This is a genomic window from uncultured Pseudomonas sp. (genome assembly GCF_913774235.1).
GTDB lineage: Bacteria > Pseudomonadota > Gammaproteobacteria > Pseudomonadales > Pseudomonadaceae > Chryseomonas.
Genome location: NZ_CAJYDW010000017.1, coordinates 299,048 through 313,198, shown reverse-complemented (window position 1 = coordinate 313,198; position 14,151 = coordinate 299,048). Strand labels below are relative to the sequence as shown.

Below are 14,151 nucleotides of genomic sequence, written 5' to 3'. Positions count from 1 at the left end.
ATCCTATGCCCGCTTCTCTCATCGTGCTGGCGCTGAGCGCTTTCGCCATCGGCACCACCGAATTCGTCATCATGGGCCTGTTGCCCAATGTCGCCGCCGACCTGGGTGTCTCCATCCCCAGCGCCGGCTGGCTGGTCACCGGCTATGCCCTGGGCGTGGCCGTCGGTGCCCCCTTCATGGCGCTGGCCACGGCACATTGGCCACGCAAGCGCGCCCTGCTCGCGCTGATGGGCATCTTCATCGTCGGCAACCTGCTCTGCGCCCTGGCCAGTGGCTACGAGATGCTGATGCTGGCGCGGGTGGTCACCGCCCTCTGCCACGGCGCCTTCTTTGGCATTGGTGCGGTGGTGGCCGCGAGCCTGGTCCCGGAGAATCGTCGCGCCTCGGCGGTGGCCCTGATGTTCACTGGCCTCACCCTGGCCAATGTGCTGGGCGTGCCCCTGGGTACCGCCCTGGGCCAGGCCGCCGGCTGGCGCTCGACCTTCTGGGCGGTGGCAGCCATCGGCGTGCTGGCCCTGCTCGGCCTCTGGCGCGTGCTGCCCGCCGACCGTAACCAGACCCGTGCCGACCTGCGCCGCGAACTGCTCGCCCTGCGGGGTCTGGGCTTCTGGCTGGCGCTGTCGATGACGGTGTTCTTCGCCGCCTCCATGTTCGCCCTCTTCACCTATGTGGCACCGCTGCTGCAGGAAGTCACCGGCGTCTCGCCCCGTGGCGTGACCGGCACCCTGCTGCTGATCGGCCTGGGCCTGACCCTGGGCAACTTCATCGGCGGGCGCCTGGCCGACTGGCGGCTGGCCACCAGTCTGGTAGGCATCTTCGTCGCCCTGGCGCTGACTTCCGCCGCCCTGCGCTGGACCGGCCAGGCCTTCCTGCCGGCCGAGATCACCCTCTTCCTCTGGGCCGCGGCCGCCTTTGCCGCCGTACCGGCCCTGCAGATCAACGTGGTCACCTTCGGCAAGGACGCGCCGAACCTGGTCTCGACCCTCAACATCGGCGCCTTCAACGTGGGCAATGCCCTCGGCGCCTGGGTCGGCGGCCTGGTCATCGATCACGGCCTGGGTCTTACCGCAGTACCCCTCGCCGCCAGCGGGCTCGCCCTGCTGGCGCTCATCGCCACCCTGCTGACCGCCAGCCAGGCCCGCAAGAGCGGCCTGGCTACCGCCAGCTAACCAAGAGAGCTAGCCATGACTCAGCTGTTCGACCCGATCAAGATCGGCGCCCTGGAACTGTCCAACCGCGTCATCATGGCGCCCCTCACCCGCTGCCGCGCCGAACCGGGTCGCGTACCCGGCGACCTGATGGTCGAGTACTACACCCAGCGCGCCTCCGCCGGCCTGATCATCACCGAGGCCACCTCGGTGGACCCCCAGGGCGTGGGCTATCCCGACACCCCCGGCATCTGGTCCGACGAGCAGGTAGCCGGCTGGCAGCGCGTGACCAGCGCCGTGCACAAGGCCGGTGGCCGCATCGTGCTGCAACTCTGGCACGTGGGCCGCATCTCCGATCCCAGCTATCTCGATGGCGAGCTGCCGGTAGCACCGAGTGCCATCGCCGCCCAGGGCCATGTCAGCCTGCTGCGACCCAAGCGTGACTATGTCACCCCCAGGGCGCTGGAAACCGCGGAAATCCCCGGCATCGTCGCCGCCTATCGCCGTGGCGCCGAGAACGCCAAGCGTGCCGGTTTCGATGGCGTCGAGGTGCATGGCGCCAACGGCTATCTGCTCGACCAATTCCTGCAGAGCGATACCAACCAGCGCAGCGATGCCTACGGCGGCTCCATCGAGAATCGTGCCCGCCTGCTGCTGGAGGTGACTGACGCCTGCATCGACGTCTGGGGCGCCGATCGCGTCGGCGTGCACCTGTCCACCCGTGGCGACATGCACACCATGGGTGACAGTGATCCCGCCGCCACCTTCGGCCATGTCGCTCGCGAACTGGGTCAGCGCCAGGTCGCCTTCATCTGCATCCGCGAAGCGGCCGGCAGCGACAGCCTCGGCCCGCAGCTCAAGGCGGCGTTCGGCGGTGTCTATATCGCCAACGAGAAGTTCGACAAGGCCCAGGCCAATGCCTGGCTGGAAGAAGGCAAGGCCGACGCCGTGGCCTTCGGCGTGCCCTTCATCGCCAACCCGGACCTGCCCCAGCGCCTGGCCGAAGATGCGCCGCTCAACGAACCGCGCCCGGACACCTTCTACAGCAAGGGCCCGGTGGGCTACATCGACTATCCGCGGCTGTAGGTTTTCGCTTGGATGAAAAAGCCCGCCGGTTGGCGGGCTTTTTTGTGACGATATCGCGGCCATGGGCCGCTCCTACAGGAATGTCTGAACCTGTAGGAGCGGCCCATGGCCGCGATTGCTTATGCTCCATTCCCGCCGCCGCGCTAACCGACTTAGACAGCCCCAGGCCAGAACGCCCGGATCGCCGCTACGCCCTGGGCACCGGCCTGCCAGGCGCTGGTGAGATCGTCCTCGCCCAGCCCGCCCAGCAGGTAAGCCGGTAGGTTGCAGTCGGCCAGCAACTGCTGGGCCTTGACCCAACCCAGGGTCGGCGCGCCGGGGTGGCTGGTGGTGGGCATCACCGGCGACAGGGTGACGAAGTCCACGCCCATCTGCTGGGCCAGGGCCAGTTCCTCGGCATCGTGGCAAGAGGCCGCCAGCAGGCGGTGCTCCGGGAAGGGTCGGCCATTGGGCGCATAGCGGCGCAGTTGCTCCGCGGTCAGGTGCCAGCCGGCTGCGGGGAAGTCGCCCAGCCATTCCAAAGGGCCCTTGAGCATTAGCTGGGCGCGGCCAGTGCAAAGGCCTTGGACGTCCCCCGCCAGATCGCGGTACTGGGGATCGAAGTTGTCCGGCGTGCGCAGCTGTACCAGGCGAATGCCGTTATCCAATGCCCGATGCAGCCCATTGAGCAATTCCGCGGTGGTCAGCTCGCCGGGGGTGATCAGATAGCGCTCCGGCAGACGCGCCGCCTGGACGATGGGCCTATTGGCCGCCGGGAAGTCGTAGCCGGCGAGTTCGCGTGGGGCGACCCAGGCCAGCGGCTGGCCTTCGGCACCATGGGCCTCGCCGGTGAAGGCATCCACCTGCCAGACGTCCAGCAGCACCGCCTGGTCGGGATAGTCATGGCGCACCTGCAACAGCGGTCGGGCCGCCGTCACCTGGATGCCCAGCTCCTCGACCAGCTCGCGCGCCAGGGCAGCGGCCGGGGCCTCGCCGGCCTCGACCTTGCCGCCCGGAAACTCCCAGAGTCCACCCTGGTGCTTGTGCGCCGGACGCTGGGCGATGAGGATCTGCCCTTGGGGATTGCGGATCACTGCGGCAACGACATGCAGACGACTCATGCGTCCTGTTCCTCCGTTTCGGCCTCCGCCAGCCAGCGCTGGAAAGCCGGCCAGGCGTGGATGGTCTCGACATAGGCGGCCGCCTCGGCCGACAGCTCCACGCCATAGCTGCGGAAGCGACTAGCCACCGGTGCATAGAAGGCATCGGCGATGGTCGGGGCGCCGAACAGATAAGGGCCCTCGGCACCGTAGCGTTCGCGGCATTCGCGCCACAGGCGCTGGATACGCTGGATGTCTTCCACGGCTTCCGCGGTGGTCGACTTCAGCCGCTGGCGCCGGCGCATGTCCATCGGCAACTCACGCCGCAGGGCGAGGAAGCCGCTGTGCATCTCGGCGCACAGCGCCCGGGCATGGGCGCGGGCCAGGGTATCGGCGGGCCACAGACCGGCCTCGGGATAGGCTTCGGCCAGGTATTCGACGATGGCCAAGGAATCCCAGATGGTGCCCTCGGCCAGCTTGAGCACCGGCACCTTGCCGGTGGGCGACTGCGCCTTGAGCAAAGCCCGGCTGTTGGGCGCGTAGAGCGGGATCGACACCTCCTCATAGGGGGCGCCGCTGAGTTCCATGGCCAGCCAGGCCCGCAGCGACCAGGAGGAGAAGTTCTTGTTGCCGATCACGAGTTGCAGCTGGGACATGCAGGATTCCTCGAAACGATGCGACCATCGGGACCGCAGCAGGCATGCGGCCAGGCCGCACGCCACAGCGCCGGTCAGGTACGGTACTCGGCGTTGATCTTCACATAGTCGTGGGACAGGTCGGTGGTCCAGATGGTCTCCTGGTGGCTACCGCGACCCAGCTCGATGCGGATCTCGATCTCCGCCTGGGCCATGACCCGCGCGCCCTGGTCTTCGGTATAGGTCGCCGCACGACCACCTTGCTGGCAGATCTGCACGCCGCCGAGGAAGACGTCGATCAGGCTGACGTCCAGATTGGGCACCCCGGCCCGCCCGACGGCGGCGAGGATACGCCCCCAGTTCGGGTCGGAAGCGAACAGCGCAGTCTTGATCAGCGGCGAATGAGCCACGGCATAGCCGACGTCCAGGCATTCCTGGGCATTGGCGCCGCCGTTGACCTGCACGGTGACGAACTTGGTGGCACCCTCGCCATCCCGCACGATGGCCTGGGCCAGCTCGGCGAACACCGCGAAGACCGCCTCGCGCAGCTGCTGGAAGGCTTCGCCGCTGGCCTGGGTGATCTCCGCCATGTCAGCGCGGCCGGTAGCGACCAGCATGCAGCAATCGTTGGTGGAGGTATCGCCATCGATGGTGATGCGGTTGAAGGAGCGGTTGGCGGCGTCGGCCAGCAGGTCCTGCAGCAGCTCGCGCTTGACCTTGGCGTCGGTGGCCACGTAACCGAGCATGGTGGCCATGTTCGGCTTGATCATGCCGGCGCCCTTGCTGATGCCGGTGACGGTAATGGTGGTTCCGCCCACCTGGAATTGGCGGCTGGCGCCCTTGGGTAGGGTATCGGTGGTCATGATGCCGCTGGCGGCGGCGGCCCAGTTGTCCTCGGCCAGATCGGCCAGGGCGGCCGGCAGCGCGGCCTCGATCTTCTCCACCGGCAACGGCTCGCCGATCACTCCGGTGGAAAACGGCAGCACCGCCTCTTCGCCCACGCTGGCCAGGGTCGCCAGGGCCTTGGTGGTGCGCTCGGCAGCGGCGAGGCCCGGCTGGCCGGTACCGGCATTGGCATTGCCGGTGTTGGTGAGCAGGTAACGCACCGGACCGGTGAAACGCTGACGGGCGATGATCACCGGCGCCGCGCAGAAGGCGTTGAGGGTGAAGACCCCGGCCACGCTGGAGCCTTCGGCGCAGCGCATCACCACCACGTCCTTGCGCCCGGGGCGCTTGATGCCGGCGGAGGCGATACCGAGTTCGAAACCGGGAACCGGGTGCAGCGTGGAGAGCGGACCGAGACCGACAGCCATGGGAAAACTCCAGTGAGAGAAAAGGAAACGCCGCGAACGGACGGCCGGTCGCGGCGTGATAACCAAGCTTCAGGCGTCTCTTGCGACGACGCCAAGCACCTGAAGCGGACAGCCTAGCGGGCGGAGTTTACAGCCTGGCGGCAACGCTGCCGACGGGCTGTCACCTGCTGCGGACCGCCGCCATCGCCTGCGACGACGGCCGGCAGTCCGGGGCGATCAGTCGAGCTTACCGTGGCACTGCTTGTACTTCTTGCCGGAGCCACAGGGGCACGGTTCGTTGCGACCGATCTTCTGATCGTTGCGCTGGGGCTGCAAGGGCACCACGGTGTCTTCGCCCTGCTCGTCCTCGAGCACCTCGGGGTCGACCAGCGAAGGCGCCTCGGCATGCTGGAACTGCATGCGCTGGGCCATGGCCTCGGCCTCGCGGCGCATGCGCTCCTCTTCCTCGGCCGGATCTTCGCGGCGCACCTGGACATGGGACAGCACGCGAATGGTGTCGCGCTTGATGCTGTCCAGCAGCTCCTGGAACAGGTTGAAGGATTCGCGCTTGTATTCCTGCTTGGGGTTCTTCTGGGCGTAACCGCGCAGGTGGATACCATGACGCAGGTGATCCATGGTGGTGAGGTGGTCCTTCCAGAGATCGTCGACCACCCGCAGCAGCATCTGCTTCTCGAAGTTGCGCAGGGCCTCGCGGCCGGCCATGTCTTCCTTTTCCATGTAGGCGGCTTCGAGCTGCTCGAGGATCTTCACCCGCAGGGTGTCCTCGTACAGCTTGTCGTCTTCGTCCAGCCACTGACCGATGGGCAGTTGCAGACCGAAGACGCTGTAGATCTCGGCTTCCAGGCCGGGAACGTCCCACTGCTCGGGCAGCGACTGCGGCGGGATGTGCTCGTTGATCACCTGGGTCAGGGTCTCCTCGCGGAAGCCCTTGATGGTGTCGCCGACATCCTCGTTGGCCAGCAGGGTATCGCGCATGTGATAGATCACCTTGCGCTGCTCGTTGGCCACGTCATCGTATTCCAGCAACTGCTTGCGGATGTCGAAGTTGCGGCCTTCGACCTTGCGCTGCGCCTTCTCGATGGCGTTGGTGACCATGCGGTGCTCGATGGCCTCGCCGCCCTGCATGCCCAGGGCCTTCATGAAGTTCTTCACCCGGTCGGAGGCGAAGATGCGCATCAGGCTGTCTTCCAGCGACAGATAGAAGCGGCTGGAACCCGGGTCGCCCTGGCGACCGGCACGGCCGCGCAGCTGGTTGTCGATGCGGCGGGATTCGTGGCGCTCGGAGGCGATCACGTGCAGGCCGCCGGCGTCGATGACCTGCTTGTGGCGCTCTTGCCAGGCGGCCTTGATCGCGGCGATCTGCTCCTCGGTGGGATTCTCCAGGGCCGCGACTTCCACTTCCCAGTTGCCGCCGAGCAGGATGTCGGTACCGCGACCGGCCATGTTGGTGGCGATGGTCACGGCGCCCGGACGCCCGGCCTGGGCGATGATCTCGGCTTCGCGCTCGTGATACTTGGCGTTGAGCACCTTGTGCTCGATGCCGGCCTGGGTCAGCAACTGGTCGACGTACTCGGAGCTCTCGATGGAGGCGGTACCCACCAGCACCGGACGGCCTTCGGCCTGGCACTGCTTCACGTCCTCGATGATCGCCTGGTACTTCTCGGCCTGGGTCAGGTAGACCAGGTCGTTGAAGTCCTTCCGGGCGATGGCGCGGTGGGTCGGGATCACCAGCACGTCGAGGTTGTAGATCTGGCGGAATTCGAAGGCCTCGGTGTCGGCGGTGCCGGTCATGCCACCGAGCTTGTTGTAGAGGCGGAAGTAGTTCTGGAAGGTGGTCGAGGCCAGGGTCTGGCTCTCGGGCTGGATCGGCAGTCCTTCCTTGGCCTCGATGGCCTGGTGCAGGCCTTCGGAAAGACGGCGACCCGGCATGGTCCGGCCGGTGTGCTCGTCGATCAGCAGCACCTGGTCCTGCTGGACGATGTACTCGACGTTGCGATGGAACAGGGTGTGGGCGCGCAGGCCGGCGAACACATGGGTCAGCAGGCCCAGGTTGTGCGCCGAGTAGAGGCTCTCGCCCTCGGCCAGCAGCCCGGCCTCGGTGAGCATCTCCTCGATGTACTGGTGACCCAGCTCGGTGATCTCCACCTGGCGGGTCTTCTCATCGATGGTGTAGTGGCCGACCTGGGTCGGATTGCCTTCCTCTTCCTCGATGTGCTGCTGCAGACGCGGGATCAGCAGGTTGATCTTCTGGTACAGCTCCGAGCTGTCCTCGGCCTGACCGGAGATGATCAGCGGGGTACGGGCTTCGTCGATGAGGATGGAGTCCACTTCGTCGACCACGGCGAAATTCAGCTCGCGCTGGAATTTCTCGGCCAGGCTGAAGGCCATGTTGTCGCGCAGGTAGTCGAAGCCGAATTCGTTGTTGGTGCCGTAGGTGATGTCGGCGGCGTAGGCGGCGCGTTTCTCTTCCGGCGGCTGGAACGGCAGGATGATGCCCACCGACAGGCCGAGGAATTCATAGAGCGGCCGCATCCAGTTGGCGTCGCGGCGGGCCAGGTAGTCGTTCACCGTGACCACGTGCACGCCCTTGCCGGACAGCGCATTGAGGTAGACCGGCAGGGTACCCACCAGGGTCTTGCCCTCACCGGTACGCATCTCGGCGATCTTGCCTTCGTGCAGCGCGGCGCCGCCGATCAGCTGGACGTCGAAGTGACGCATGCCCATGACCCGCTTGCCCGCTTCGCGGACCACGGCGAAGGCTTCGGGCATCAGGGTGTCGAGGGACTCGCCCTTGGCCACGCGCTGCTTGAATTCCTCGGTCTTGGCGCGCAGTTGCTCGTCGCTCAGGGAGGCAATCTGAGACTCCAACGCATTGGTGGCCTGGACCACCTTGCCGAGGCGTTTGACGTCTCGTTCGTTCTTGCTTCCAAAGAATTTCTTCAACAAAGGCGCAAACATATCGACTGGAATTCTTCCGCTGGAATGGGGGGAGCGAAACGGGCGGCAAGGCCTGGCCAGACGCCTGGGCACGGACTCTAGGCCCGCGATGTCCCGCAATGGTAATCGGGCATTCTACTCGGAAATGCCGATGAGGAAAGAACGACGGGCCCCCAGCCGCCAGGACGCCCGGGCGATCTGTTACCATCCACGACTCCCCTTCGCCCATCGCGAGTCCTGCGCATGGCCTTTCGTCCCCTTCCCGCCGTCGCTCCCGCCGCCCTGCTGCGCCAGGCGAAACCGCTCAAGGCGTTGTTTCGCGAGGCCGAGCGCCTGGGTCGGCTGCAGCAGTTGCTGGAAGAGCAGTTGCAGCCCGCCGCGCGCCCCCATTGCCGGGTGGCCAGCTGGCGCGACGGCACCCTGCTGCTGGTGGTCAACGACGCCCATTGGGCGACGCGACTGCGCTACCAGCAGCCGCGCCTGCTGCGCTTCTTGCAGAAGGCGCCGGAGTTCGCCGGGCTGACGCGCCTGCAGTTCAAGATGCAGCCGAATCCGGGCACGGCCACGCGGCCGCGGCCGGTACGGCAGGTCAGCCAGGTGGGTGCCGACAGCCTGCGCGAGGTGGCCGCTGGCATCCGCGACCCCAAGCTCAAGGCAGCCCTGGAGCGACTGGCCAGTCGTACCGGCACCCAGGTGACGCCGAGCGCAGACGACGCCTAGCCTCCAGCCGGCTGACCCTGGCGCCAGGAGCGCAACCTTTTAAGGCCGCCTTAAGCCGTACCGACCAAGGTTCGCTTTCCCTGTCGTCCGGGTCGCGAGTCCTGCCATGCCCTGCCCTGCAAACCACTTGCCGCTGCGTGCGCTCGTCCTGGGTTTGGCGCTGCACGTCCTGAGCGCTACCGCGGACGACGGCGTCGCCACCCCCTGGGGCCGCGTTGCCGAGCCGCGACTACCCAGCGTCCTGTGCGGCGCCCCGCTGCAGGCGCACCTGCGCGCCACGGACGGCCGACTGGACGCGCTGGACGAGAATCCGCAGGATTCGCAACCCGACCAGGTGCGTATCCAGCAGGCCCTCGATGCCTGCGCGCCTGGCGGGGCCGTCAAGCTGGTCGCCGGCCCCGCTGGCGCGGCCTTTCTCAGCGGCCCCCTCACCCTCAAGAGCGGGGTCAGCCTCTGGATCGACCGTGGCGTGACGCTCTTCGCCTCGCGCAATCCGCGCGACTACGACAACGGCGGCGGTACCTGCGGTAGCGCCACGGCGGATGAGCACCGCTCCTGCCGGGCGCTGATCACCGCCACCGACACCCGCGGCAGCGGCCTCTATGGCGGTGGGGTGATCGAAGGCCGCGGCGGCAGCCTGCTCACCGCCGGTCCGAATCGCGGCCGCCGCAGCTGGTGGGACGTGGCCTACCAGCACAAGAGCCAGGGCCTGCACGCCCAGAATCCCCGGCTGCTCCAGGTGGATGGTGGCCGCGACTTCACCCTCTATGACCTCAGCCTGCAGGACGCGCCGAATTTCCATGTCGTGACCGATGGCGTCCAGGGGGTCACCGCCTGGGGGCTGAAGATCCTCACCCCCAGTGGCGCCTACAGCTGCCCCGGCTATGCCTGTCCGCCCGGCAGTACGCCGGATCGGCGTACCCCGGCGACCTGCTTCACCCCGGGTACGGTGCAGAACACCGACGGCTTCGATCCCATGCGATCGAGTCAGGTACTCCTCACCCATTCCGCTATCAGCACCGGCGACGACCAGGTCGCCATCAAGGCTGGCAAGGCGCCGGGCAGCCGGGCGCTGGTGTTCGCGCACAACAGGTTCTACTTCGGCCATGGCCTGTCGATCGGCAGCGAGACCCAGGCCGGGGTGAGCGATGTGCAGGCCCGGGATCTGGTCATGGATGGCGGTGACGAACCTAACGGCAACGGGCTGCGCATCAAGTCGAACGCCGCGGTGGGCGGCCTGGTGCGCCGGGTGAGCTACAGCGGCATCTGCCTGAAGGGCGTGGCCCATCCGCTGGTGTTCGACGGCTTCTACGCCAAGGACAGGGGTATCCAGGTACCCGAATTTCGCGACATCGCCATCCATGGCCTACACGACCTGGGCCGGGTTGACGGTGAGCCGGCCCAACTGATCCTGGCCGGCTATCCAGAGCATCCGCTGCAGCTCCAGCTGGACGACGTGGTGATCGACGGCCGCCCACCGCAGCTGCAGCAGCTGCAGGCGGCGCAGCTCCGCCTGGGGCCGGGACCGGTCAGCTTCGCCGATCAGTTGAGGGCCGCAGGCGCCGAGATCGTCACCCCCGGCAATGGCGACAAGGACACCACCACCCGCGACTGCGCCACTGCCTTCGTGCCCCTGCGCAGGGCGTTGCCAAACGCGCCTTAGGGCTCGACGCGCCCCGCCAGGTTCAGGCGCGCGCCACCGCTCGCTCGAAGGCGGCGCGGATGCGCTCTTCCGGCAGGTCCATGCCGATCAGCACAACGCGGCTTTCGCGTTCCTCCTCCGGCGCCCAGTCGCGCTCCCAGTCGGCGGCATAGATCTGCTGCACGCCCTGGAACAGCAGGCGCCGATCCTCGCCGGCGATGTTGAGCAGGCCCTTGTAGCGCAGCAGGTCGCAGCCGAGGGTGTCGAGGAGCATCTCCATCACCTTGCCGATCTTGTCCTGGTCGTACGGACGCGCCTCGCGGATGGCGATGGACTGGATGCGCTCGGTGAGGCTGACGGCTTCCGATACCGGCCGCAGCGGACGGAACAGCGCCGGCGGCGCCAGGTCTTCGTCGTGCAGGTTGAAGCCGCGGATGTCCAGCAATTCGGCCAGCTCGATACGGCCATGGTCGACATGGCGGATGGGCGCGCGGCGATTGATGCGCTGCAGGCGATTCTCCAGTGCCTCGACGGCGGCCGGCTCGGCCAGGTCGAGCTTGGTCAGCAAGAGGCGATCAGCGAAACCGATCTGCGCCTGCAGCAGCGGATCGCTTAGTTGCTCGCTGGCGTGGACGGCATCCACCAGGGTCAGCACCCCGTCGAGCAGATAGCGCTCGCGCAGCAGGTCGTCGGTGAAGAAGGTCTGGGCTACCGGACCGGGATCGGCAAGGCCGGTGCATTCCACCACCAGGCGTTCGAAGTCCAGTTCGCCGCTGTCCAGCCGCTCCAACAGCACGGTCAGGGCGTAGGCCAGGTCCTTGCTGCCGGTGCAGCAGACGCAACCGTTGGCGACCTTCATCAGTTGTACGGCGCCAGCGTCTTCCAGCAATTCGCCATCGACGTCCAGGGCGCTGAATTCGTTTTCGATCACGGCGATCTTGAGGCCATGCTCGGCCTGCAGGATGTGCTTGAGCAGGGTGGTCTTGCCGGCGCCGAGAAAGCCGGTCAGGACGGTGACGGGAATGGGTTCGTGCATGGAAACTCCAGACAGAAAGAGGCCGGGCTTGGAGCCCGGCCTGGAAACGATCCTGGGTCAGCAGCAGCGTATGGCGCCCGACTTGCCACCACCGTAACGCGCCTCCTGGCGCTCGCGGAAGAAGGCTTCGTAGCTCATCACCGGCTGGTCCGGATGCTTGCCGCGCATGTGCTCGACATAGGTGTCGTAGTCGGGCATGCCCACCAACATCTTGGCGGCCTGCCCCAGGTACTTACCCATGCGACCCAGGTCGTTGAACATGAGGATTCTCCTTTAAACGCCCGTGGCCGGCTGGAACGGGGTCTCGCGGTCGCTGCGCTCGGGCTTGGCCAGGGCGGCGCGACCGACCTTGATGGAAAAGAACAGGATGCTCATCACCACCACCAGGAACAGCACCGAGAGGGTGGCGTTGGTGTAGGCGTTGAAGACGATGTGCTGCATCTGCTCCATGCTCTTGGCCGGGGCGATCACCTGGCCCTGGGCCATGGCGGTGCTGTACTTCTTGGCCAGGGCCAGGAAACCGACCGCCGGATTGGAATCGAACAGCTTGATCAGGCTGGCGGTGGTGGTGCAGATCAGCAGCCACACCGCCGGCACCAGGGTCACCCAGACATAGCGCTGGCGCTTCATCTTGATCAGCACCACCGAGCCCAGCATCAGGGCGATACCGGCGAGCATCTGGTTGGAGATGCCGAACAACGGCCAGAGGGTGTTGATGCCGCCCAGCGGATCGACCACGCCCTGGTACAGCAGCCAGCCCCAAAGGGCGACGCAACCGGCGGTGCCGATGACGTTGGCGGTCCAGGAGTCGGTCTTCTTCAGCGCCGGTACGAAGCTGCCCAGCAGGTCCTGCAGCATGAAGCGTCCGGCGCGGGTGCCGGCGTCCACCGCGGTGAGGATGAACAGCGCCTCGAACAGGATGGCGAAGTGGTACCAGAAGGCCATGGTGTTCTCGCCCGGCAGCACGTTGTGCATGATCTGGGCGATGCCCACCGCCAGGGTCGGCGCACCGCCGGCGCGGGCCAGGATGGTGTGCTCACCGATCTCGGTGGCGGTGGCCTGCAGCATCTCGGGCGTCACCACGAAGCCCCAGGTGCTGATCTTGGCCGCGACCGATACCACGTCGGCACCGACCACGGCGGCCGGGCTGTTCATGGCGAAGTAGACGCCCGGCTCGATCACCGAGGCGGCGACCATGGCCATGATGGCGACGAAGGACTCCATCAGCATGGCACCGTAGCCGATGTAGCGGGCATGGGTTTCCTTGGCGATCAGCTTGGGCGTGGTGCCCGAGCTGATCAGGGCATGGAAGCCGGACACCGCGCCGCAGGCGATGGTGATGAACAGGAAGGGGAACAGGGTGCCCTTCCACACCGGACCGGTGCCGTCGACGAACTGAGTCAGGGCCGGCATCTTCAGCATCGGCATGGTCACCAGGATGCCGATGGCCAGGGCGATGATGGTGCCGATCTTGAGGAAGGTGGAGAGGTAGTCACGCGGGGCCAGCACCAGCCAGACCGGCAGCACGGCGGCGACGAAGCCGTAGCCGATCAGCATCCAGGTGATCTGCACGCCGGTGAAGGTGAAGGCCGGACCCCAGACCGGATCGGCGGCGACCAGGCCACCCACCCAGATGGAGGCCAGCAGCAGCACCACACCGATCAGCGAGATCTCGCCGATGCGACCGGGGCGGATGTATCTCATGTAGACGCCCATGAACATGGCGATCGGCAGGGTGGCGATCACCGTGAACATGCCCCAGGGACTCTCGGCCAGGGCCTTGACCACGATCAGCGCCAGCACCGCGAGGATGATGATCATGATCAGGAAGCAGCCGAACAGCGCGATGGTGCCGGGGATGCGACCCATCTCCTCGCGCACCATGTCGCCCAGGGAGCGGCCATTGCGGCGAGTGGAGAGGAACAGCACCACGAAGTCCTGCACCGCCCCGGCGAAGACCACCCCGGCGATCAACCAGAGGGTGCCGGGCAGATAGCCCATCTGGGCGGCGAGCACGGGACCGACCAGCGGACCGGCACCAGCGATGGCGGCGAAGTGGTGGCCGAAGAGAATGTGCTTGTTGGTGGGGACGTAGTCCAGGCCGTCGTTGTTGAGGACGGCGGGCGTGGCTCTTTTGGAGTCGAGCCCCATCACCTTGGTGGCGATGAACAGGCTGTAGTAGCGGTAGGCAACGAGGTAGATCGCCACGGCGGCGACCACGATCCAGAGGGCGTTGATCGCTTCGCCTCGACTCAGCGCCACGGTACCCAGCGCGAAGGCGCCCAGTACGGCAACGGCGAACCAGGCTAGATGGCTGGCCATTCGGGTCATGCTTGTTCTCCTGCCGCGCATCTATGGCCGCGGCGATACTTGTTATTGTTGAGAGCCCACAGCGGAGCCATATTACTATCGGCGGCGCGGCGCGACAGCGAAATTCGCAGAACTACCCAAGGACTACTACGTAGTTCTACGTAGACACCCTAGTTCTGTACGAAAAGTGCCTGCGCTCGGTGATGCTTCGTTGAAAAAGACTTCGGACTGCTCATTTACCACTC

The 14,151-nt window shown here is 66.5% G+C and carries 11 protein-coding genes; 4 read left to right on the top strand and 7 right to left on the bottom strand.

The window, feature by feature from the left end:
• The first annotated feature begins 5 nt into the window (after positions 1–5).
• Both QZ471_RS18445 and QZ471_RS18440 read left to right on the top strand, forming a co-directional pair.
• Positions 6–1,169, top strand: a complete 1,164-nt coding sequence (locus QZ471_RS18445) for an MFS transporter (RefSeq protein ID WP_295466474.1) — start codon at positions 6–8, stop codon at positions 1,167–1,169.
• A gap of 15 nt (positions 1,170–1,184) precedes the next feature.
• Positions 1,185–2,234 (top strand): alkene reductase, encoded by a 1,050-nt coding sequence (locus QZ471_RS18440; RefSeq protein WP_295466472.1) that lies wholly within the window; start codon positions 1,185–1,187, stop codon positions 2,232–2,234.
• Between the two features lie 152 nt (positions 2,235–2,386).
• On the opposite strand, the gene QZ471_RS18435 is transcribed toward QZ471_RS18440, so the two are convergent.
• The 4 genes from QZ471_RS18435 to secA form a co-directional block, all read right to left on the bottom strand.
• Positions 2,387–3,334 (bottom strand): Nudix family hydrolase, encoded by a 948-nt coding sequence (locus QZ471_RS18435; protein WP_295466470.1) that lies wholly within the window; start codon positions 3,332–3,334, stop codon positions 2,387–2,389.
• The gene (locus QZ471_RS18430; RefSeq protein WP_295466468.1) at positions 3,331–3,969 is read right to left on the bottom strand and encodes a glutathione S-transferase family protein; all 639 of its coding nucleotides are present in this window, start codon (positions 3,967–3,969) and stop codon (positions 3,331–3,333) included. Before QZ471_RS18430 ends, QZ471_RS18435 begins: the two co-directional genes overlap by 4 nt.
• A 74-nt stretch (positions 3,970–4,043) precedes the next feature.
• A complete protein-coding gene (argJ, locus tag QZ471_RS18425) occupies positions 4,044–5,261 on the bottom strand; it encodes a bifunctional glutamate N-acetyltransferase/amino-acid acetyltransferase ArgJ (RefSeq protein WP_295466466.1) in 1,218 nt (405 codons plus the stop codon).
• A gap of 216 nt (positions 5,262–5,477) precedes the next feature.
• Positions 5,478–8,219 carry a preprotein translocase subunit SecA gene (secA, locus tag QZ471_RS18420; protein ID WP_295466464.1) on the bottom strand — a complete coding sequence of 914 codons (2,742 nt, stop codon included), beginning with the start codon at positions 8,217–8,219 and terminating at the stop codon, positions 5,478–5,480.
• A 222-nt stretch (positions 8,220–8,441) separates the two neighbouring features.
• Between secA and QZ471_RS18415 the strand changes: the two genes are divergently transcribed.
• On the top strand, positions 8,442–8,918 hold the full coding sequence (locus QZ471_RS18415) for a DUF721 domain-containing protein (protein ID WP_295466462.1): 477 nt from the start codon (positions 8,442–8,444) through the stop codon (positions 8,916–8,918).
• Between the two features lie 106 nt (positions 8,919–9,024).
• On the top strand, positions 9,025–10,581 hold the full coding sequence (locus tag QZ471_RS18410) for a glycosyl hydrolase family 28 protein (RefSeq protein WP_295466460.1): 1,557 nt from the start codon (positions 9,025–9,027) through the stop codon (positions 10,579–10,581).
• 22 nt (positions 10,582–10,603) lie between these two features.
• Here QZ471_RS18410 and yjiA read toward each other — a convergent pair whose 3' ends face one another.
• From yjiA to QZ471_RS18395, 3 genes are read right to left on the bottom strand one after another with little or no spacing between them, the layout of a single operon-like run.
• Positions 10,604–11,596, bottom strand: a complete 993-nt coding sequence (yjiA, locus tag QZ471_RS18405; RefSeq protein ID WP_295466458.1) for a GTPase — start codon at positions 11,594–11,596, stop codon at positions 10,604–10,606.
• 57 nt (positions 11,597–11,653) lie between these two features.
• Positions 11,654–11,857, bottom strand: a complete 204-nt coding sequence (locus tag QZ471_RS18400; RefSeq protein WP_007162682.1) for a YbdD/YjiX family protein — start codon at positions 11,855–11,857, stop codon at positions 11,654–11,656.
• A gap of 12 nt (positions 11,858–11,869) precedes the next feature.
• Positions 11,870–13,927 (bottom strand): carbon starvation CstA family protein, encoded by a 2,058-nt coding sequence (locus QZ471_RS18395; RefSeq protein WP_295466455.1) that lies wholly within the window; start codon positions 13,925–13,927, stop codon positions 11,870–11,872.
• Positions 13,928–14,151: the final 224 nt, after the last annotated feature.